At 57.4% G+C, this 20,223-nt stretch carries 17 protein-coding genes and 2 tRNA genes; 17 read left to right on the top strand and 2 right to left on the bottom strand.

Annotated features, from left to right (window positions below; genetic code table 11):
- The first annotated feature begins 19 nt into the window (after positions 1 to 19).
- The gene (locus tag Q8X51_RS28575; RefSeq protein WP_027605364.1) at positions 20 to 424 is read left to right on the top strand and encodes a hypothetical protein; all 405 of its coding nucleotides are present in this window, start codon (positions 20 to 22) and stop codon (positions 422 to 424) included.
- A gap of 9 nt (positions 425 to 433) precedes the next feature.
- Here Q8X51_RS28575 and Q8X51_RS28570 read toward each other — a convergent pair whose 3' ends face one another.
- A complete protein-coding gene (locus Q8X51_RS28570; RefSeq protein ID WP_017139256.1) occupies positions 434 to 742 on the bottom strand; it encodes a YhbY family RNA-binding protein in 309 nt (102 codons plus the stop codon).
- A gap of 105 nt (positions 743 to 847) precedes the next feature.
- Between Q8X51_RS28570 and rlmE the strand changes: the two genes are divergently transcribed.
- From rlmE to Q8X51_RS28490, 16 genes are all read left to right on the top strand, one after another.
- A complete protein-coding gene (gene rlmE, locus Q8X51_RS28565) occupies positions 848 to 1,498 on the top strand; it encodes a 23S rRNA (uridine(2552)-2'-O)-methyltransferase RlmE (protein ID WP_015885924.1) in 651 nt (216 codons plus the stop codon).
- A gap of 200 nt (positions 1,499 to 1,698) precedes the next feature.
- On the top strand, positions 1,699 to 3,609 hold the full coding sequence (gene ftsH, locus Q8X51_RS28560) for an ATP-dependent zinc metalloprotease FtsH (protein ID WP_027605365.1): 1,911 nt from the start codon (positions 1,699 to 1,701) through the stop codon (positions 3,607 to 3,609).
- An 8-nt stretch (positions 3,610 to 3,617) separates the two neighbouring features.
- Positions 3,618 to 4,469 (top strand): dihydropteroate synthase, encoded by an 852-nt coding sequence (gene folP, locus Q8X51_RS28555; protein ID WP_027605366.1) that lies wholly within the window; start codon positions 3,618 to 3,620, stop codon positions 4,467 to 4,469.
- A 16-nt stretch (positions 4,470 to 4,485) separates the two neighbouring features.
- Positions 4,486 to 5,823 (top strand): phosphoglucosamine mutase, encoded by a 1,338-nt coding sequence (gene glmM, locus Q8X51_RS28550; protein WP_065925311.1) that lies wholly within the window; start codon positions 4,486 to 4,488, stop codon positions 5,821 to 5,823.
- Positions 5,824 to 5,889: 66 nt separating this feature from the next.
- Positions 5,890 to 6,645, top strand: coding sequence for a triose-phosphate isomerase (gene tpiA / locus Q8X51_RS28545; RefSeq protein ID WP_015885920.1), 756 nt, complete (start codon positions 5,890 to 5,892; stop codon positions 6,643 to 6,645).
- Between the two features lie 4 nt (positions 6,646 to 6,649).
- Complete coding sequence (secG, locus tag Q8X51_RS28540) at positions 6,650 to 7,033, top strand: preprotein translocase subunit SecG (RefSeq protein WP_010206600.1); 384 nt, start codon at positions 6,650 to 6,652, stop codon at positions 7,031 to 7,033.
- A 22-nt stretch (positions 7,034 to 7,055) separates the two neighbouring features.
- Positions 7,056 to 7,141, top strand: a tRNA-Leu gene (locus Q8X51_RS28535).
- A 96-nt stretch (positions 7,142 to 7,237) separates the two neighbouring features.
- Positions 7,238 to 7,314: transfer RNA gene (locus Q8X51_RS28530), tRNA-Met, on the top strand.
- Positions 7,315 to 7,454: 140 nt separating this feature from the next.
- Positions 7,455 to 7,913: a ribosome maturation factor RimP gene (rimP, locus tag Q8X51_RS28525; RefSeq protein ID WP_003235029.1), complete on the top strand. Its 459-nt coding sequence runs from the start codon at positions 7,455 to 7,457 to the stop codon at positions 7,911 to 7,913.
- A gap of 47 nt (positions 7,914 to 7,960) precedes the next feature.
- Positions 7,961 to 9,442, top strand: a complete 1,482-nt coding sequence (gene nusA / locus Q8X51_RS28520) for a transcription termination factor NusA (RefSeq protein ID WP_003212187.1) — start codon at positions 7,961 to 7,963, stop codon at positions 9,440 to 9,442.
- A gap of 27 nt (positions 9,443 to 9,469) precedes the next feature.
- Entirely contained in the window at positions 9,470 to 11,992 is a 2,523-nt protein-coding gene (gene infB / locus Q8X51_RS28515) for a translation initiation factor IF-2 (RefSeq protein WP_065925310.1), read from the top strand.
- A gap of 159 nt (positions 11,993 to 12,151) precedes the next feature.
- Complete coding sequence (gene rbfA / locus Q8X51_RS28510) at positions 12,152 to 12,547, top strand: 30S ribosome-binding factor RbfA (RefSeq protein ID WP_029298974.1); 396 nt, start codon at positions 12,152 to 12,154, stop codon at positions 12,545 to 12,547.
- Positions 12,548 to 12,550: 3 nt separating this feature from the next.
- Positions 12,551 to 13,468 (top strand): tRNA pseudouridine(55) synthase TruB, encoded by a 918-nt coding sequence (truB, locus tag Q8X51_RS28505; RefSeq protein ID WP_003176136.1) that lies wholly within the window; start codon positions 12,551 to 12,553, stop codon positions 13,466 to 13,468.
- A gap of 115 nt (positions 13,469 to 13,583) precedes the next feature.
- Entirely contained in the window at positions 13,584 to 13,853 is a 270-nt protein-coding gene (gene rpsO / locus Q8X51_RS28500) for a 30S ribosomal protein S15 (protein ID WP_003176135.1), read from the top strand.
- 195 nt (positions 13,854 to 14,048) lie between these two features.
- Entirely contained in the window at positions 14,049 to 16,154 is a 2,106-nt protein-coding gene (gene pnp, locus Q8X51_RS28495) for a polyribonucleotide nucleotidyltransferase (protein ID WP_027605371.1), read from the top strand.
- 294 nt (positions 16,155 to 16,448) lie between these two features.
- Positions 16,449 to 17,069 carry a BON domain-containing protein gene (locus tag Q8X51_RS28490; protein WP_027605372.1) on the top strand — a complete coding sequence of 207 codons (621 nt, stop codon included), beginning with the start codon at positions 16,449 to 16,451 and terminating at the stop codon, positions 17,067 to 17,069.
- Between the two features lie 169 nt (positions 17,070 to 17,238).
- Here Q8X51_RS28490 and Q8X51_RS28485 read toward each other — a convergent pair whose 3' ends face one another.
- A complete protein-coding gene (locus Q8X51_RS28485; RefSeq protein ID WP_407693798.1) occupies positions 17,239 to 20,172 on the bottom strand; it encodes a DUF748 domain-containing protein in 2,934 nt (977 codons plus the stop codon).
- Positions 20,173 to 20,223: the final 51 nt, after the last annotated feature.

Here is a 20,223-nt window from a genome sequence, read left to right as displayed (position 1 = left end):
CCCGCTTCGTGCGGGCGCCATGCTTTGGCAGCTTGCCCAGATGCTTTGGGTGGGCGGCCTATGGTTGTTACATCTTGGTGTATTGCCGGTGCTGGGCGTGATTGGCCTGGCTCCGTTGCTGATCGATGAAATCGATGGATTACTGAGTGCGCTGCTGGTGGGTTTCGCGGCGGCGTGCGTAGCGCTTCAGGCGTTGGTGCTGGTCAAGGCTGAAGGCTTGGAGAGTCTGTGGCGGGATATTCGCGGCCAACTGCTGTTGATGGCGCTGTATGCGTGTGCAATGTATTGCATTGTGCATGTCTGGCTGCCGGAAGCGTTGCGCTGGCAGCTATTCAGCTATCTTGTGCTAGGGTTCTCCGGCCTGGTGCTGGTTATACAGCCTGCTCCGGGATGGAGTGGCGGGGCGCGCGAAGCACGCCCGTGACCCTTTGTATTACTTGAAGCGGTGTACGTTCGACAGTTGCTTGTTGACGCTGAAGTTCTTGCGATACAGCAGCGCCATCTTGCCGATGACCTGAACCAGGTCCGCCTTGCCAACCTTGCACAGTTCTGCAATGGCGGCCAGGCGTGCTTCGCGGTCAAGGATGTTGACCTTGATCTTGATCAGTTCGTGATCGCCCAGTGCGCGTTCAAGTTCGGCTAACACACCTTCAGTCAAACCGTTGTCTGCCACAATCAGAACTGGTTTCAGATGGTGGCCAATGGATTTGTACTGTTTCTTCTGCTCTTGAGTGAGCGGCATAATCTGACCCCTGCGTCTGATCTTGTAAAAAGCGGCGGCCAGTTTACCCGAGCGAGTCCGGGACCGCCCAGTTAATCACGACCCGTTTTATTTTCGAGGTGGCCCGTGGCCCGTTCCAAAACTAGCCTTAAGTGGCTGCAAGAGCATTTCAACGATCCTTACGTCAAAAAGGCGCAAAAGGATGGCTATCGTTCCCGGGCCAGCTACAAGCTGTTGGAGATCCAGGACAAGGACAAGTTGATTCGTCCAGGCATGAGCGTCATCGATCTTGGCGCGGCCCCCGGTGGCTGGTCCCAGGTGACCAGTCGTCTGATTGGTGGTCAAGGTCGCCTGATTGCTTCCGACATCCTGGAAATGGACAGCATCCCGGACGTGACCTTTGTTCATGGAGACTTTACCCAGGACACAGTGCTCGCCCAGATCCTTGAGGCTGTGGGAAATTCGCAGGTAGACCTTGTGATTTCCGACATGGCCCCCAATATGAGTGGGTTACCGGCCGTCGATATGCCACGAGCCATGTTCCTTTGCGAATTGGCGCTGGATTTGGCGGGTCGGGTGTTGCGTCCCGGTGGCGATTTCCTGGTGAAGGTGTTCCAGGGAGAGGGTTTCGACGAGTACCACAAGAACATCCGCAAGTTGTTCGACAAGGTGCAGACGCGTAAACCAGACTCTTCCCGGGACCGGTCCAGGGAGCAATACCTGCTGTGCCGCGGCTTCCGTGGCGTCGAAGGCGCGGCGAGTGAAGAGCGTTTTTGAGGAATTCGAGGAGGGCGATAGGTTTTTTTATATCGCTTTCGTCACGAAGCTTTACGAATATTGTGTAGTCAAAGTTTCACAAAGGGTTACAGACGGCGCCTGCCAGAGTTGTAGGTAATGTAGTAAGTTAGGCCGGTGAATATCATGCGAAGCGCGCGCCAGTAGCGGAGCTTGCTTCAGAGGGTAGTTAATTGAACGATATGGCAAAGAATCTGATCCTGTGGTTGATCATCGCGGCTGTCCTCGTGACGGTGATGAACAACTTCTCCAGCCCTAACGAGCCGCAGACCCTCAACTATTCCGACTTCATCCAGCAAGTTAAGGATGGCAAGGTCGAGCGCGTAGCGGTTGATGGCTACGTGATCACCGGCAAACGCAACGATGGCGATAGCTTCAAGACCATTCGTCCGGCAATTCAGGACAACGGTCTGATCGGCGACCTGGTGGATAACCACGTGGTTGTCGAAGGCAAGCAGCCTGAGCAGCAGAGCATCTGGACTCAACTCCTGGTGGCAAGCTTCCCGATCCTGGTGATCATTGCCGTGTTCATGTTCTTCATGCGCCAGATGCAAGGCGGTGCGGGAGGCAAGGGCGGGCCGATGAGCTTCGGCAAGAGCAAGGCGCGCCTGCTCTCTGAAGATCAGGTGAAGACCACCCTGGCTGACGTAGCGGGTTGCGACGAAGCCAAGGAAGAAGTCGGCGAGTTGGTTGAGTTCTTGCGCGATCCAGGCAAATTCCAGCGCCTGGGTGGCCGTATTCCTCGCGGCGTGCTGATGGTCGGCCCTCCAGGTACCGGTAAAACCTTGCTGGCCAAGGCCATTGCCGGCGAAGCCAAGGTACCGTTCTTCACCATTTCCGGTTCTGACTTTGTTGAAATGTTCGTCGGTGTCGGTGCGAGCCGCGTTCGCGACATGTTCGAACAGGCCAAGAAGCATGCGCCATGCATCATCTTCATCGATGAAATCGACGCCGTTGGTCGCCATCGTGGTGCTGGCATGGGCGGTGGTCATGATGAGCGTGAGCAAACCCTCAACCAGTTGCTGGTCGAGATGGATGGTTTCGAGATGAATGACGGCATCATCGTCATTGCGGCAACCAACCGTCCGGACGTGCTGGATCCTGCGCTGTTGCGTCCAGGCCGCTTTGACCGCCAGGTGGTGGTTGGCCTGCCGGACATCCGTGGGCGCGAACAAATCCTGAAAGTGCACATGCGCAAAGTGCCAATGGGCGACGACGTTGCACCGGCTGTGATTGCCCGTGGTACCCCGGGGTTCTCGGGTGCTGACCTGGCTAACCTGGTGAACGAGGCTTCGCTGTTTGCAGCCCGTACCGGCAAGCGCATCGTTGAAATGAAAGAGTTCGAGCTGGCGAAAGACAAGATCATGATGGGCGCTGAGCGTAAATCCATGGTCATGTCCGAAAAAGAGAAGCAGAACACTGCTTACCACGAAGCCGGCCACGCTATTGTGGGGCGTGTCGTGCCTGAGCATGACCCGGTCTACAAAGTGTCGATCATTCCTCGTGGTCGCGCCTTGGGTGTCACCATGTTCCTGCCGGAAGAGGATCGTTACAGCCTCTCCAAGCGTGCGCTGATTAGCCAGATCTGCTCGCTGTACGGCGGTCGAATTGCTGAAGAAATGACCTTGGGCTTCGACGGCGTGACCACTGGGGCTTCCAACGACATCATGCGCGCCAGCCAGATTGCGCGGAACATGGTGACCAAGTGGGGGTTGTCGGAAAAACTCGGTCCTTTGATGTACGCCGAGGAAGAAGGTGAAGTATTCCTGGGGCGTGGCGGCGGCGGTCAAAACGCCAGTTTCTCTGGTGAGACAGCCAAGCTGATCGATTCTGAGGTGCGCAGTATCATTGACCAGTGCTATGGCACGGCCAAGCAGATCCTGACCGATAATCGCGACAAGCTTGATGCAATGGCTGATGCATTGATGAAGTACGAGACCATCGATGCAGACCAGATCGACGACATTATGGCCGGTCGGGCGCCTCGTGAGCCTCGTGATTGGGAAGGTGGTTCGGGTACTTCGGGCACCCCGCCAGTGGTTCAGAACGAACGTCCTGAAACCCCAATCGGTGGCCCGGCAGCTGACCATTAAGGTTTGAAATGACTTTTGCTCCGTCCTCCCCCCGGTTGCCTTGCGGCAACCGGGTTCTTGATTTGGCCCATACGCATGTCATGGGCATTCTTAATGTAACCCCTGACTCCTTTTCCGATGGTGGCCGCTTCAGCCAGCTTGATGCTGCATTGCGCCACGCAGAAGCTATGGTGGCGGCTGGCGCGACCTTGATTGATGTGGGCGGTGAATCGACTCGGCCTGGTGCTCGCGCAGTTTCTCCTTTGGAGGAGTTGGAGCGCGTGGCGCCGATTGTCGAGCGCATCGCTCGAGAGTTGGATGTGATCATTTCGGTTGATACCTCCACCCCGGCCGTGATGCGTGAGACTGCGCGATTAGGTGCCGGCTTGATCAACGATGTGCGGTCCCTGCGGCGCGACGGTGCCCTGGATGCAGCCGCAGCTACCGGTTTGCCGGTGTGTTTGATGCATATGCTGGGTGAGCCCGGCAATATGCAGGACAGCCCGCACTATGATGACCTGGTTGGTGAAGTGAGTGGTTTTCTCTCCGAGCGCGTTGCCCAGTGCGTCGCGGTAGGTATTGCGCCGGAAAGGATCATCCTTGATCCGGGGTTTGGTTTCGCCAAGACCCTGCAACACAATTTGAGTTTGTTCAAGCACATGGAGTCCTTGCATGCCCTTGGTCGGCCCCTGTTGGTCGGTGTTTCGCGCAAGAGCATGATAGGGCTGGCATTGAGCCGTCCGGTGGGTGAGCGGTTGTACGGCGGTCTTGCACTGGCGGCGCTCGCGGTGACCAAGGGTGCGCGCATCTTGCGTGTGCATGACGTTGCTGAGACCGTGGATGTGGTACGCATGATTGCAGCTGTGGAATCAGCCGAATAAGAATGATGGAGCACTTATGACTAAAAAATACTTTGGCACCGACGGTATCCGTGGTCGGGTCGGCGAGTTTCCGATTACTCCTGATTTCATGCTCAAGCTTGGATGGGCGGCGGGTATGGCGTTCCGCAGCATGGGGGCGTGTCGCATCCTGGTGGGCAAGGACACCCGGATTTCGGGGTACATGTTTGAATCAGCGCTTGAGGCCGGCTTATCCGCCGCAGGCGCCGATGTGATGTTGCTGGGGCCAATGCCGACGCCCGCGATTGCATACCTGACGCGTACCTTTCACGCTGAGGCCGGTATTGTGATCAGTGCTTCGCACAATCCACACGACGACAACGGCATCAAGTTCTTCTCCGGCCAGGGCACCAAGTTGCCGGATGAGATTGAGCTGATGATCGAAGAATTGTTGGATACGCCGATGACCGTGGTCGAGTCCAGCAAGCTGGGCAAGGTGTCACGTATCAATGACGCGTCCGGTCGTTATATCGAGTTCTGCAAGAGCAGTGTGCCAACCAGCACCAATTTTGCCGGCCTGAAGATTGTTGTCGACTGCGCCCATGGTGCGACCTACAAAGTCGCGCCAAGCGTATTCAAGGAGTTGGGCGCAGACGTGACAGTGCTGTCGGCTCAGCCCAACGGATTGAACATCAACGAAAACTGCGGCTCCACCCATATGGAGCAGTTGCAAGCCGCTGTCCTGGCCGAGCATGCCGACCTCGGGATTGCCTTCGACGGTGACGGCGACCGTGTGCTGATGGTCGACCACACGGGTGCCGTGGTCGATGGCGATGATCTGTTGTTCATCATTGCCCGCGACCTGCATGAGCGTAACAAGCTGCAAGGCGGTGTCGTCGGTACGCTGATGAGCAACCTGGGGCTTGAGCTGGCGTTGGCAGACCTGGGTATTCCTTTTGTTCGCGCCAACGTCGGTGACCGGTATGTGATCGCCGAGCTGCTGGAGCGTAACTGGCAGGTAGGTGGTGAGAACTCCGGGCACGTGGTGTGCTTCCAGCACACCACCACCGGTGACGCGATTATTGCGGCGTTGCAGGTGCTATTGGCTTTGCGTCGCCGCGAAGAGAGCCTGGCCCAGGCGCGTCAGGCTTTGCGCAAATGCCCGCAAGTATTGCTGAACGTGCGTTTCGCAGGTGGGGAAAACCCGATCGAGCACCCTGCTGTCAAAGAGGCTTGCGAGCGCGCGACCCTGGCAATGGCTGGTCGTGGACGGGTATTGCTACGCAAGTCCGGCACAGAGCCTTTGGTGCGCGTCATGGTCGAAGGTGACGACGAAATACAGGTTCGCGGTCATGCCGAGGACCTGGCAAAACTGGTAACTGAAGTTTGCGCCTGAATTCGGCTTGCCAGTGATGATGTGGTTGGGTAACATCTGCGCCCACTTTGACCGACGAGGTACAGCATGCGTCGCACTATGGTAGCTGGTAACTGGAAGATGCACGGTACCCGCGCCAGTGTCGCTGAGCTGATCAATGGCCTTCGTCACTTGGCCTTGCCTAGCGGTGTTGATATCGCGGTGTTCCCGCCTTGCTTGCATATCACCCAAGTGGTGGATGGCTTGAAAGGTAAGTCGATTCAGGTCGGCGCGCAGAACTCCGCGGTGGAAGCCATGCAAGGTGCGTTGACCGGTGAGATTGCACCGAGTCAGCTGGTTGATGCGGGTTGTTCCTATGTGCTTGTCGGGCACTCCGAGCGCCGTCAGATGATGGGCGAGCGTGATGGGACACTCAATCGCAAGTTCGCAGCAGCGCAGGCTTGTGGCTTGATTCCGGTGTTGTGTATTGGGGAGACCCTTGAGCAGCGTGAATCGGGCAAGACTCTTGAGGTTGTCTCGCGTCAGCTTGGCAGCATCATCGAGGAGCTGGGTGTTGGTGCGTTCGCAAAGGCGGTAATTGCTTACGAGCCGGTCTGGGCCATTGGCACCGGGCTGACTGCTACACCGCAACAGGCGCAGGATGTGCACGCAGCCATCCGTGCTCAGTTAGCGGCAGAGAATTCTGAAGTCGCACAAGGTGTGCGGCTTCTATACGGCGGCAGCGTGAAGGCGGCCAATGCGGTCGAACTGTTCGGCATGCCGGATATCGATGGGGGGCTCATTGGTGGAGCTTCCCTGAATGCAGATGAGTTCGGTGCGATTTGTCGCGCCGCGGGAAACTGAAAAAATGCTGGAAACAGTCGTAGTCGTTTTTCATCTGTTGGCTGCCTTGGGCGTAGTTGCCCTGGTTTTGTTGCAACAGGGTAAAGGTGCGGATGCTGGTGCGTCTTTCGGTGCAGGTGCTTCAAATACTGTGTTCGGAAGCCAAGGTTCCTCTACCTTTCTTAGTAAGTTTACTGCTATACTTGCCGCCGGTTTCTTCATAACCAGCTTAGGGTTAGGTTACTTTGCTAAAGAGAAAGCTCATGTGCTGACTCAAGTAGGTTTGCCAAACCCAGCAGTGTTGGAAGTGCCAAAAGCAAAACCGGCTTCTGATGATGTCCCGGTGCTTCAAGAGCAAAAGTCGGCTACTCCAGCGACTGACGTACCTCCAGCTCAAGAGCAGAAGTAAGAAGGGTTGTAAGCGCTGTATTGCCGAGGTGGTGGAATTGGTAGACACGCAACCTTGAGGTGGTTGTGCCCATAGGGTGTAGGGGTTCGAGTCCCCTTCTCGGTACCAATTATCAGGAGAGCCCGCTGTTGCGGGCTTTCTTGTAGGTGGAAGGTTACATTGACCCTGTAAGGGATCGGTCGTATACTTCCGCCCCAGCTTTGTCGCGGGGTGGAGCAGTCTGGTAGCTCGTCGGGCTCATAACCCGAAGGTCGTCGGTTCAAATCCGGCCCCCGCAACCAGTTTTAGCGGAGCCCCTTTTAAGGGGCTTTTTGTTAGCTGGACACTTTCAACGCCGCTGTTCGACGGCGTTTCAAGGATGGGCGTTTCGCCCATTTTTTTATTTTGCACAGCATGCACATACATGCACGAGGGGGTTCAGGTGTCGAGCAAGCTAGAAGAGTTGCAGGCCTTGTTGGCCCCGGTGGTCGTGGCCCTAGGCTATGAATGCTGGGGTATTGAGTTTTCGGCTCAAGGTCGCCACTCAATGTTGCGCGTTTATATCGATAAAGAGGGCGGCGTGCTGGTGGACGATTGTGCCATTGTCAGCCGTCAGATCAGCGGTGTTCTGGATGTTGAAGATCCTATCTCCGTTGAATACACCCTCGAAGTTTCCTCGCCAGGCATGGAACGCCCACTGTTCACTATTGATCAGTTTGCAAAATTTGCCGGTGAACAAGTGAAGATCAAGCTGCGATCCCCGTTCGAAGGGCGTCGCAACTTTCAGGGCCTTCTGCGCGGTGTAGAAGAACAGGATGTCGTGGTGCAGGTAGAAGACCATGAGTTCCTGTTGCCGATCGATATGATCGACAAGGCCAACATTATTCCCAGTTTTGACTGAGACGCGGATCCCGCGGATCCAATGGCTTGCGAAAGGCGAGGCGTACGATGAGCAAAGAAGTACTGCTGGTTGTTGAGTCGGTATCCAATGAAAAGGGCGTACCGGCAAACGTGATTTTTGAAGCGCTGGAGCTGGCCCTGGCCACTGCTACCAAAAAGCGTTTTGAAGACGAAGTTGATCTGCGTGTGGAAATCAACCGCCACACCGGTGCCTATGAGACTTTCCGTCGCTGGACGGTCGTCGAAGAAGCCGATCTTGATGATCCGGCCATCGAAACCTGGCCAAGCAAGGTTGCTGAAACGCACCCAGGCGCCCAGGTCGGTGATGTCGTTGAAGAAAAGATCGAGTCCATCGAGTTCGGCCGCATTGCTGCACAGACCGCCAAGCAGGTCATTGTGCAGAAGGTTCGCGAAGCCGAGCGCGCTCAAGTCGTTGATGCCTATCGCGAGCGCCTGGGTGAAATCATCTCCGGCACCGTGAAAAAAGTTACCCGCGACAATGTGATCGTCGACCTGGGCAACAACGCTGAAGCGTTGCTGGCCCGCGAAGACATCATCTCCCGCGAAACCTTCCGTGTTGGCGTGCGTTTGCGTGCGCTGCTCAAGGAAATCCGCACCGAGAACCGTGGCCCTCAGTTGATCCTGTCGCGCACTGCGCCGGAAATGCTGATTGAGCTGTTCCGTATCGAGGTGCCGGAAATTGCCGAAGGCCTGATCGAAGTCATGGCTGCGTCCCGCGACCCGGGTTCGCGTGCCAAGATCGCGGTCCGCTCCAAGGACAAACGCATCGACCCGCAAGGCGCTTGCATTGGTATGCGCGGTTCGCGCGTCCAGGCAGTGTCGGGCGAATTGGGTGGTGAGCGTGTGGACATCGTCCTCTGGGACGACAACCCGGCGCAGTTCGTGATCAACGCCATGTCGCCGGCTGAAGTGGCGGCAATTATCGTTGACGAGGATGCCCATGCAATGGACATCGCCGTTGGCGCAGACAATCTGGCCCAGGCCATTGGTCGTGGTGGTCAGAACGTGCGTCTGGCCAGCCAGTTGACCGGCTGGACCCTGAACGTGATGACCGAATCGGACATCCAGGCTAAGCAGCAAGCTGAAACCGGTGACATCCTGCGCAACTTCATCGACGAGTTGGAAGTCGACGAAGACCTGGCGCAGGTGCTGGTAGATGAAGGCTTCACCAGCCTGGAAGAGATTGCCTACGTACCGTTGGAAGAAATGCTCAACATCGACGGCTTTGACGAAGACACCGTCAACGAGCTTCGCGCTCGGGCCAAGGATCGTTTGTTGACTAAAGCCATCGCTACTGAGGAAAAGCTGGCAGACGCCCATCCGGCCGAAGACCTGCTCTCGCTTGAGGGTATGGACAAGGATTTGGCGATGGAACTGGCGGTGCGCGGCGTAATTACCCGCGAAGACCTGGCCGAGCAGTCTATTGACGATCTGCTCGACATCGACGGCATTGACGATGATCGTGCCGGCAAGTTGATCATGGCCGCCCGAGCCCATTGGTTCGAGTAATTAGGCGCGGCCTGAGGAGAGAAGTGCATGACGCAAGTCACGGTGAAACAACTGGCCGATGAGGTCAAAACACCGGTAGAGCGCCTGTTGCAGCAGATGCGTGAGGCAGGTCTGCCGCACACCGCCGCCGAGGAACATGTGAGCGACAGTGAGAAGCAATCGTTGCTGACTCACTTGAAAAGCAGCCACAAGGCGAAAGTGGAAGAACCGCGCAAGATTACATTGCAGCGCAAAACAACCAGCACCCTGCGGGTGGCTGGTAGCAAGAGCATCAGCGTTGAAGTGCGTAAGAAGAAAGTCTTCGTACAGCGCAGCCCGGAAGAAATCGAAGCCGAGCGCAAACGCGAGATGGACGAACGTCGCGCAGTAGAAAATGCTGCACGCCAGAAGGCTGAAGAAGAAGCCAAGCGTCGCGCCGAAGAAGAAGCGCGTAGCCAGCCTGCTGCTGCGCAATCCGCTACTGATGCAGTCGCTGCACCTAGCGCGCCTGTTGAAACTGTGCGTGAGGCCGCTCCGGTTGCCGCTGCTCCAGCACCTGCTGCTGACGCTCGCAAGCGCGACGAACCTCGTCGTCCGGACAAACCACGTGCCGACGATAACAATCGTCGCAGTGGTGGTGGCGATGGCGAGCGTAAAAACGCTCCGCATCGTGCCTCGGTCAAAGAGAAAGCGCCTGCTCCGCGCGTTGCGCCACGCACTACCGACGAAGAAAGCGATGGCTTCCGTCGTGGTGGTCGCGGCAAGGCCAAGCTGAAGAAACGCAACGCCCACGGTTTCCAGAGCCCAACCGGCCCTGTCGTGCGTGATGTGCAGATCGGCGAGACCATCACGGTTGGCGATCTGGCCAATCAGATGTCGGTCAAGGCTGCTGAAATCATCAAGTTCATGTTCAAACTGGGTACTCCAGCGACCATCAACCAGGTGCTTGATCAGGAAACTGCTCAACTGGTAGCCGAAGAACTGGGCCACAAAGTGACCCTGGTCAGCGACACCGCCCTGGAAGACTCCCTGGCCGAGTCCCTGAAGTTTGAAGGCGAGACCTTCTCCCGTGCACCAGTCGTGACCGTAATGGGCCACGTTGACCACGGTAAGACCTCGCTGCTCGACTACATCCGTCGTGCCAAGGTAGCTGCCGGCGAAGCCGGTGGTATCACCCAGCACATCGGTGCATACCACGTTGAAACCGAGCGCGGCATGGTCACCTTCCTTGACACCCCAGGTCACGCCGCGTTTACCGCAATGCGTGCCCGTGGTGCCAAGGCGACCGACATCGTGATCCTGGTAGTTGCAGCGGACGACGGCGTAATGCCGCAGACCATTGAAGCTGTCCAGCACGCCAAGGCCGCTGGTGTTCCACTGGTTGTTGCCGTGAACAAAATCGACAAGCCGGGCGCCGATCTCGATCGCATCCGTAGCGAACTGTCGGTTCACGGTGTGACTTCCGAGGAGTGGGGCGGTGATACGCCGTTCGTTTCGGTTTCGGCGAAAGTCGGTACTGGCGTAGACGAGCTGCTCGAAGCGGTCCTGCTGCAAGCCGAAGTCCTGGAACTCAAAGCAACGCCATCGGCCCCGGGTCGTGGTGTTGTAGTTGAATCGCGTCTCGACAAGGGTCGTGGCCCGGTTGCTACCGTTCTGGTTCAAGACGGTACCCTGCGCCAAGGCGACATGGTGCTGGTCGGTTCGAACTATGGCCGTGTACGTGCCATGCTCGACGAGAACGGCAAGCCAATCAAGGAAGCGGGTCCATCCATCCCTGTCGAGATCCTCGGCCTGGACGGTACCCCGGACGCTGGCGACGAGATGAGCGTGCTGTCGGACGAGAAGAAAGCCCGTGAAGTGGCTCTGTTCCGTCAAGGTAAGTTCCGCGAAGTCAAGCTGGCCCGTGCTCACGCCGGCAAGCTGGAAAACATCTTCGAGAACATGGGCCAGGCAGAGAAGAAGACGCTTAATATCGTCCTCAAATCTGACGTCCGTGGTTCCCTCGAAGCGTTGAACGGCGCCTTGAACGGCCTGGGTAACGACGAAGTGCAAGTGCGTGTTGTGGGTGGCGGTGTCGGTGGTATTACCGAGTCCGACGCCAACCTGGCACTGGCTTCCAACGCTGTACTGTTCGGCTTCAACGTGCGTGCCGATGCTGGCGCTCGCAAGATCGTCGAGCAGGAAGGCCTGGACATGCGTTACTACAACGTCATCTACGACATCATCGAAGACGTCAAGAAAGCCCTCACCGGCATGCTTGGCAGTGACGTCCGGGAGAACATCCTGGGTGTCGCCGAGGTTCGTGACGTGTTCCGCTCGCCGAAATTCGGTGCGATCGCCGGTTGCATGGTTATCGAAGGTACCGTGTACCGTAACCGTCCAATCCGTGTACTGCGTGAAGACATCGTTATCTTCGAAGGCGAGCTGGAATCCCTGCGCCGCTTCAAGGATGACGCTTCCGAAGTGCGTGCCGGCATGGAATGCGGTATCGGCGTCAAGAGCTACAACGACGTCAAGGCTGGTGACAAGATCGAAGTCTACGAGAAGGTTCAGGTTGCTCGCAGCCTCTAACTCGCGCACTTCAGGAGCCACGCCGCGTGTGGGCATGCAAATGCCCCGCGCAGTGTCCGGACTCTAAACGCAACGCCCGGTCTGGCTTTTGTCAGGCCGGGCGTTTGCCGCTTTCAGACCCCATGGGTTTCACCGTGTGGCAGTAACAGGTAACAAGACATGGCAAAAGAATACAGCCGTACCCAGCGTATCGGCGATCAGATGCAGCGTGAGCTGGCCCAACTGATCCGTCGCGAAGTCAAAGACCCGCGTGTTGGCCTGGTCACCATCACCGCTGTTGAAGTGAGCCGTGACGTGGGTCACGCTAAGATCTTCATCACCGTGATGGGGCAGGACAACAGCGAAGAAATCGCGCAAAGCATCAAGGTGCTCAACTCGGCGGCAGGTTTCCTGCGCATGCAGTTGGCCCGTGAAATGAAGCTGCGCAGCGTGCCCCAGTTGCACTTCCACTACGACGAAAGCGTCGTGCGTGGTGCGCACCTGTCGGCCCTGATCGAGCGCGCCGTGGCTGAAGACAATCAGCATCCGTCCACACCTGAAGACGCCAAGGAGTAAGCGGTGGCTCAGGTCAAACGTATCCGTCGCAACGTCAGCGGCATCATTCTGCTCGACAAGCCGATTGGCTTTACCTCCAATGCCGCGTTGCAGAAGGTCCGCTGGTTGCTCAATGCCGAGAAGGCCGGACACACCGGCAGCCTTGATCCCTTGGCTACTGGCGTACTGCCGTTGTGCTTTGGCGAGGCCACCAAGTTCTCGCAATACCTGCTCGATTCCGACAAGGGTTACGAAACCCTGATGCAACTGGGCAAGACCACCACCACGGCAGACGCCGAAGGTGATGTTTTGCAGGTTCGCGACGTGACCGTTGGTCGTGCTGATATCGAAGCTGCTTTACCTGCTTTTCGTGGGCAAATCAGTCAGATACCGCCGATGTACTCGGCTCTAAAGCGTGATGGGCAGCCCCTTTACAAGCTGGCACGTGCGGGCGAAGTAGTGGAGCGCGAACCGCGTTCTGTTACTATTGCGCGCTTGGAATTGCTCGCCTGTGAAGGTGACACCGCACGCTTGGCCGTAGACTGCAGCAAAGGCACTTATATCCGTACCCTGGTGGAAGATATTGGTGAACAGCTCGGTTGCGGCGCGTACGTTGCTGAGTTGCGACGCACCCAGGCTGGCCCTTTCACCCTGGCCCAGACGGTCACGCTGGAAGAGTTGGAAGCCGTGCATGCCGAGGGCGGCAACGAAGCAGTTGATCGCTTCCTGATGCCATCGGACAGCGGTTTGCTGGATTGGCCATTGCTGCACTTTTCGGAACACAGCGCGTTCTACTGGCTTAACGGCCAGCCGGTACGCGCCCCGGATGCCCCGAAGTTCGGCATGGTGCGGGTACAGGATCATAACGGTCGCTTTATCGGTATCGGTGAAGTGAGCGAAGACGGGCGCATCGCGCCACGTCGACTGATTCGGTCAGAATGACCGAACGAGTGTGGCTGTTAACAGGCACGGTCAACACTCATTTTTAGATACAGGGATTTGTCCCTGGCCTGTTGAAACTGCCCTTTGGGTGGTTTCCTGAAAAAAGGATTGCCTCATGGCTCTCGACGTTCAAGAAAAAGCACAAATCGTAGCTGACTACCAGCAAGCTGTTGGTGACACTGGTTCGCCAGAAGTGCAAGTTGCACTGCTGACCCACAACATCAACAAGCTGCAAGGTCACTTCAAGGCCAACGGTAAAGATCACCACTCCCGTCGTGGTCTGATCCGCATGGTAAACCAGCGCCGTAAGCTGCTGGACTACCTGAAAGGCAAGGATCTGGGTCGTTATCAGGCTCTGATCGGTCGCCTGGGTCTGCGTCGCTAATCAGCGATTGCGCTAGAGGTTGGTTGTCTGCCGTGTGTCAGTGGGATTCCCGCTGGCCCATGGTAGGCTCCCAGCCTCAAGTTTTATCTGGATACACGTTTTACCCCTGGACAAGGGTTGGGCCGATTCCCGACATTGCCCAAGAATTTCGCAAGAAGACAAGTTCCCCAAGAGCCACAAAGAAGGTAGGACACCGTGAACCCGGTTATCAAAAAATTCCAGTTCGGTCAGTCGACCGTTACCCTCGAGACAGGCCGTATCGCCCGTCAAGCCTCCGGCGCAGTGCTGGTTACCGTTGATGACGACGTTACCGTATTGGTGACCGTTGTTGGCGCCAAGCACGCCGACCCAAGCAAAGGCTTCTTCCCTCTTTCCGTTCACTACCAGGAAAAGACTTACGCTGCCGGTAAGATCCCTGGCGGTTTCTTCAAGCGCGAAGGCCGTCCTTCCGAGAAAGAAACCCTGACTTCCCGACTGATCGACCGTCCGATCCGTCCGCTGTTCCCAGAAGGCTTCATGAACGAAGTGCAGGTTGTCTGCACCGTCGTTTCCACCAGCAAGAAAACCGATCCTGACGTCGCTGCGATGATCGGTACTTCGGCTGCCCTGGCCATCTCCGGTATTCCTTTCGATGGCCCGATCGGCGCAGCCCGCGTTGCTTTCCACGAAAGCACCGGTTACCTGCTGAACCCGACTTACGAGCAACTGAAAGCATCGAGCCTGGACATGGTCGTTGCCGGTACGTCGGAAGCCGTATTGATGGTTGAATCGGAAGCCAAAGAGCTGACCGAAGACCAGATGCTGGGTGCAGTACTGTTTGCTCACGACGAGTTCCAGGTTGTGATCAACGCTGTTAAAGAACTGGCTGCCGAAGCTGCCAAGCCGACCTGGGCCTGGGCCCCGCAAGCCGAAGCCACCGAACTGCTGGGCGCTATCCGCTCCGAGTTCGGCACTGCGATCTCCGATGCCTACACCATCACCGTCAAGGCCGACCGTTACGCTCGCCTGGGTGAGCTGAAGGACCAGGTTGTTGCCAAGCTGTCCGGCGAAGAAGGCCAGCCTTCTTCCAGCGAAGTCAAAGCAGCCTTCGGTGAAATCGAATACCGCACCGTTCGCGAAAACATCGTTAACGGCAAGCCTCGTATCGATGGCCGCGACACCCGCACCGTTCGTCCGCTGAACATCGAAGTCGGTGTTCTGCCGAAGACTCACGGTTCTGCACTGTTCACCCGTGGTGAAACCCAGGCACTGGTCGTTGCGACCCTGGGTACTGCCCGTGACGCACAGCTGCTGGACACCCTGGAAGGCGAGAAAAAAGACCCGTTCATGCTGCACTACAACTTCCCGCCGTTCTCGGTGGGCGAGTGTGGTCGCATGGGCGGTGCTGGTCGTCGCGAAATCGGTCACGGCCGTCTGGCCCGTCGTTCGGTCCAGGCCATGCTGCCTGCTGCTGACGTGTTCCCGTACACCATCCGTGTGGTGTCGGAAATCACCGAGTCCAACGGCTCCAGCTCCATGGCTTCGGTCTGCGGTGCTTCCCTGGCGCTGATGGACGCGGGTGTGCCGATGAAGGCGCCGGTTGCCGGTATCGCCATGGGCCTGGTTAAGGAAGGCGAGAAGTTCGCTATCCTGACCGACATCCTGGGTGACGAAGACCACCTGGGCGACATGGACTTCAAAGTAGCCGGTACCGCCAAAGGTGTTACCGCGCTGCAGATGGACATCAAGATCAAGGGCATCACCGAAGAGATCATGGAAATCGCCCTGGGCCAAGCCCTGGAAGCGCGCCTGAACATCCTCGGTCAGATGAACCAGATCATTGGTCAGTCCCGTACCGAACTGTCGGAAAATGCTCCGACCATGATCGCGATGAAAATCGACACCGACAAAATCCGTGATGTTATCGGTAAAGGCGGCGCGACCATTCGTGCGATCTGTGAAGAGACCAAGGCTTCGATCGACATCGAAGACGACGGCTCGATCAAGATCTTCGGCGAAACCAAGGAAGCTGCAGAAGCTGCGCGTCAACGCGTCCTGGGCATCACCGCTGAAGCCGAGATCGGCAAGATCTACGTCGGTAAGGTTGAGCGCATCGTCGACTTCGGCGCATTCGTCAACATCCTGCCAGGCAAAGACGGTCTGGTTCACATCTCCATGCTGAGCGACGCTCGCGTTGAGAAAGTGACCGACATTCTGAAAGAAGGCCAGGAAGTCGAAGTGCTGGTACTGGACGTGGACAACCGCGGCCGTATCAAGCTGTCCATCAAGGACGTTGCAGCAGCCAAGGCTTCGGGCGTTTAATTACCCCAGGCTCACGCTGAAAAAAAGGACTCTTCGGAGTCCTTTTTTTACGCCTGAAGGAAAATGCCGAAAAATCAGACGCTTAGTAAATCGCAAAAGCCGCAACTTGCACGCAGGCACGATCAGGTTCATGCAAGTTGCACGATTCCGAAATTCGGCTATTTTGATAACTATATGATTTTTAAGTATTTAATCTGCGCTAGAGACTTGGCACACTGCCTGCAATAACCCTGTTAACGCTGCAGCATCAAGGTTCACACACTGCAGACTTTTAATAAAACAGGAGTTACTCGTATGAAGAAGTTCGCTCTCGCTACTGCTACCGCTCTGACCCTGGCCATGGGTGCTAACGTGGCCTTTGCCCAGACTTCCCAAGCTCCAATGACTCTGGCGGCCGGTGAAGCCACCAAGGCAAAAGAAAGCGTTTCGGATACTTGGATCACCACCAAAGTTAAATCCGATCTGCTGACCGAAAAAGGCATTCCTGGTTCGGACATCAAGGTTGAGACCAACAAAGGTGTGGTTTCCCTGTCTTCGACCGTAGCCATTTCGGACGCGCAGAAAGAAACTGCCGTAGCGATCACCAAGAAAATCAAAGGTGTTACCGCAGTTTCGGCTGACGGCCTGTTGGCTGGCGGCGCTACCAAGGCAGACAACATCGACAAAACCAAAGGTGCAGCGGCTGACGCCAAAGGCGCAACCTCCGATACCTGGATCACCACCAAAGTCAAAGCTGACCTGGTCACCGAGAAAGGCATTCCTGGCACCGACATTAAAGTCGAAACCAACAAGGGTGTAGTTTCCCTGTCCTCTTCGGTCGCTGTGACCGAGGCACAGAAAACGACCGCGGTGAACATCACCAAGAAAATCAAAGGCGTTAAAGCTGTATCGGCCGATGGCCTGAAAGCAGAGTAACGCTCAAGCACTCGTCTGAACTAGCGGCGGCGGCGCGTGAGTTAGATATCCACTCAATGCACCTCTAAGTTTCATGCGACCGACCACACGGATGTGGTCATTACAGGCCCCGGCACTTCTGTGTCGGGGCCTGTTCTATTGGGGCGGGAAAGTAATGCGCCAGCGGCGCCTACTCGGCGTCCAAGTGCATCGGCGTTATCACTCGACCGTCTTTCTCTGCCTGGCCCAGTTGCGCGTCAATGAAGTAGACCCGGTCGTCCTCCAGCTGGGCTTTATCCACCAGGTAGTCCTTGATCGTGCTCGCACGGTCCTGGCCCAACTGGCGCAGCAGCACGTCACTGCCACTCCAGAACTTGATCACGCCCTCTTTCAACTTGGCGGTGCGGTCACTGCTGCTCAGGTCCTTCCATTCTGCCGGAGGCTGCTGTTTCAAGCGGGTGCGGTAAATACCTTCGAGCAAGGGGGCTTTTTCGCTCTCAGGGACTTCCAGCAAGGACGCCTGGGCCGGGACTTTCTCGCCACGGCGCTGCAGCATTTTGTAGTAGTTGTATTGGTATTCCCGCTCCAGCCGCTGGGCCGCCAGGAATGGGCCGTCGCTGCTGGCTGCGGCCGTGCCTTCGATTTCCAGGCGTAGGGCAGGGCGTTCTTTCAAGGCTTTGGCCAAGGTGTTGAGAGCGCCTTCGGCGTCTTTGTTCAACTCGCTGGAGCCTGCCGCGAACGACACGCTACCCAAGTCCTCCGCTCCGCCTCCGGTGACCAATCCGCCAATAAACTTGAACGGCGCAGTGGCCGCTCGCACCACCAGATTGCGCAGGGTTTGCCACACAATGGGCATCACGCTGAATTGCGGGTTATTCAGGTCACCGGATACGGGCAGTTCGATGGAGATCTTGCCGTCGCTGTCCTTGAGCAAGGCGATTGCCAGACGAATCGGCAAGTCCACGGCATCGGCGCTGTCGACTTTTTCGCCCAGCTGCAATTGCTCGACCACCACTTTGTTCTCAGCCTTCAACTGGCCCTTGGTGATCACGTAATGCAGGTCAAGGTTGAGGCGGCCCTTGCGGATGCGGAAACCGGCGAACTTGCCCGAGTAAGGCGTCAGGGTGGTCAGCTCGACACGTTTGAAGCTGGTGGCGATGTCCAGCGCCGCCATCGGGTCAAACGGGTTCACGCTGCCTTTGATGGTCACCGGTGCATAACGGTCGACCTTGCCCTTGATGTCAACGCTCGCCGGCTTGGCCTGGCGACTGTCGATGGTGCCGATCTGCCCATTGAGCTGTTGGATCGCAGTGGCGAAGTTGGGGGTGAGGCTGAAGTCGGCGAAGTTGGCCGAACCGTCGTTGATCGCAATCTGCCCGATATGGATACCCAGCGGCTTGTCTTTGCTCGCGGCAGGTTTGGCTGACGATTTGGCGCCACTGTCGGCCGGCTGCGGGATCAGCAAGTCGTCGACGTTGGTGGTGCGGTCATCGTTGATCATGAACCGCGCATAGGGCTGTAGCAGGTTGACCTTGTCGATCGACAGGCTGTCGCCGTGTTGGTAGTTCACGCCTTCGAGCACCAGGCGCTGCCACTTGAGGAAGTCGCGGGTCTTGAGGGTGTCGAGGGTATGCAACTGGTCAACCTGCGCTCGGCCGGTGATCTGCAGCGCCAGGGGATCGGTGCTTTTCAGGTTCACGTCGAGGTCGCTGCCAAGCATGCCACTGCGCAGTTCCAGGCGGATAAACGGGCTGATATAGGACTGGGCGACTCGCAGGTCGATGTCCTTGGTATTGACCTTCAACTTGGCGCTGACCGGGTTGAGGTTGACCGTGCCGGTTGCCTGGATCTTGCCCTGCTTGCCCAGGCCGGTGTCGACCTTCAGGGTAAAGGGGCTCTGGTTGAGGCTGTCGAAGTTCTGCACGTCGACGTTCAACGGGCCGAGCTCCAGCGCCACCGCAGGTTTGGCCTGACGGTCGGCCAAGTGCACTTGGTAGTTGCGCAGCTGTACATCCTTGAGCAGCACTTGCCAGGGCTTGCTTGGGGCGACGGGCGCAGGCTTTGGCGAGTCGGCCGTGGCGGGTGCAGTCGCAGGCTCCGGCGCCTTGGCCGGTTTGTTCGGCTGGCCGGCGAACAGTTTTTGCCAGTCCAGTTGCCCATCCGCTTCACGAGCCGCCCAGGTCTCGAGTTTATTGCTGCGGATCTTGCCCACCACCACCTGCTGTTTGGCCAGGTCCACCGTGGTCTCGCTGACGTCCAAACGCTCCAGGCGCACCAACGGCCGGCCATCCGGAGCCTTGATCGCGAACGGTGCGATGCTGGCGGCGGTGTTGGTCAGGTTCAGCTCGGTCTCTTTGGCCAGACTGAACCTGTATTCGGTACTGAAGTTGAGCACGCCGTCTTCAAGTACCAGGGGTAAGGCGTCACGCACATAAGGCCACCAGGCTTTCATCTTGCCGCCGGTGACTTTGAGCGTACCTTCGGACGTGATCGGCACCAGGCTGAAGTTGCCTTTCCAGTCGATCTGCCCGCCTTCAGGGCCGGCGGCGACCAAGGTCATGTCCGCATTGTCTTCCGGCAGGGTGCTGAGATTCTTCAGTTCGAAGTCGAGGGTGTCGTAGAGGAATTCGATGGGTTCGCTGGGACGCAGGTCTTGGAAATGCAAATAACCGCCAGCCAGCTTGATGCTGTCGACACGCAGCGGGAACGGCTTGGCGTCAGGGTCTGCCGGGGTCGGCTCGCTCGGTGGCAGCTTGAACAACTGCGCCAGATTCAGCTGGCCTGACTTGTCGAACAACAACTCGGTCCTGGGCTTGTCCAGTTGCACATCCGCCAGGTGCAGGGCGCGGGTCCACAGGCTATCGGCCTGCAGATTGGCGTAAAGCCGTTCGAAACCTACCTGTTCCTTACCGGGCTCGCCGATCTTCAAGCCCCATACCGTTACTTCCAGGCTGAACGGGTTAAGTTCGATCCGTTCGATGTGTGCCGGCACTGTGGCGTAATTGGCCAACTGTTGGTTGGCAATGCGAAGGGCGATGCCAGGCAAAATCAGAAAGCCCAGCAAGCTGTACAACGCGAGGGCAGTCAACAAGGCGCCAGCGGCGCGAATCAATCCTTTGGGCATGGGGCGGCGCCATCTATGTCAAACAGGAGTGCCTTGGAGTATGGCACGGGT

This window comes from Pseudomonas sp. Yb2C2 (genome assembly GCF_052112325.1).
In the GTDB taxonomy this organism is placed as follows: Bacteria; Pseudomonadota; Gammaproteobacteria; order Pseudomonadales; family Pseudomonadaceae; genus Aquipseudomonas; species Aquipseudomonas marginalis.
This window is presented reverse-complemented; position numbering and strand designations above follow the sequence as displayed.